The 1,314-nt window shown below is 72.3% G+C and carries 1 protein-coding gene; it reads left to right on the forward strand.

Annotated elements, in window-relative coordinates; genetic code table 11:
* Positions 1–272 precede the first annotated feature (272 nt).
* A complete protein-coding gene (locus G5C51_RS42055) occupies positions 273–1,130 on the forward strand; it encodes a DegV family protein (RefSeq protein WP_165246209.1) in 858 nt (285 codons plus the stop codon).
* The last annotated feature ends 184 nt before the right edge of the window (positions 1,131–1,314 follow it).

The following is a 1,314-nucleotide window of genomic DNA, read 5'->3' on the forward strand; positions in this document are numbered from 1 at the left end:
GGCTCAGGGGGCTCAGGGGCAGGGGAAGCCGGACGTTCCCGAAGCCCGGGAGGCGAAGGCTCAGGATGAGCTGACCGCCGCCAAGTCCGGGTCGTTGTCGCAGGACGCCTTCCAGGCGCTGCTCAACAAGATCGAGAAGGTGCGGCGGCCGGAGTCGCCGGCGTAGCTGGGCGCCCTGGAGGTGCTTGCGCTCGGCGTAACCGCCGGTCGGCAAGCGTTTACGGCCAAGGGCGCAGTGCGGTGGGCGCGCGCCCCCCAGTAGTGTCTTGGGCATGTCCCCCGATGTCGCGATCGTCGCCGATTCCACGGCCTACCTGCCGCCGCAGGCGCTGCGCCGGCACGGCATCACCTCCGTACCGCTGACGGTGGTCCTCGGCGACCGCGCGCTGGAGGAGGGCACGGAGATCTCGGCCCGTTCGGTCGCGGAGGCGCTGAAGAAACGGCGTCCGGTGACGACGTCGCGCCCGAGCCCGGAGCAGTTCGCGGCGGTGTACCGCGCGGCGGCGGAGGCCGGGGCGAGCGGCGTGGTGTCGCTGCACCTGTCGGCGGAGTTCTCGGGCACGTACGACGCGGCCGTGCTGGCGGCGAAGGACGCTCCGGTGCCGGTACGGGTCGTGGACACCGGCATGGTGGCCATGGCGCTGGGCTTCTGCGCGCTGGCGGCGGCGGAGTCGGTGGCGGCCGGGGGCTCACTGGACGACGCGGTGGCGGCGGCGGAGAAGCGGGCGGCGGGGACTTCGGCGTATTTCTATGTCGACACCTTGGACTATCTGCGACGGGGCGGCCGGATCGGCGCCGCGCAGGCGCTGCTGGGCTCGGCCCTGGCGGTGAAGCCGCTGCTGCAACTGGAGAACGGCCGCATCGAGCTGCGCGAAAAGGTCCGCACGGCGTCGAAGGCGATCGCGCGCCTGGAAGAGATCGTGGTGGCGCGCGCGGGTGCGGAGCGGGTGGACGTCGCCGTACACCACCTGGCGGCGGCCGAGCGCGCGTCGCAGCTGGCGGAACGGCTGCGGGAGCGGGTCCCGGCGCTGCGGGACGGGGTGGGGGAGCTGCATCTGAGCGAGGTGGGTGCGGTGATCGGGGCGCATACGGGGCCGGGGTTGTTGGGGGTTGTGGTGTCGCGGGGGTGACGGGCTTTTCCACAACCGGCCGGTAATCCACCGACTTTCCTCTTGATCAACTGGTGTGTGCGGGGCGCCCGTAGCGTCCCCGGACATGAGCACACGTATCGCAACGAGAGGCCCGGGAGGCCTCCCTGACGGCCGCATCCGGCATCGCGCCCGCGCTCGCTTTCGGCGGGGAGTGGGTGGGATG

This window comes from Streptomyces coryli, from assembly GCF_011044975.1.
GTDB lineage: Bacteria > Actinomycetota > Actinomycetes > Streptomycetales > Streptomycetaceae > Streptomyces > Streptomyces coryli.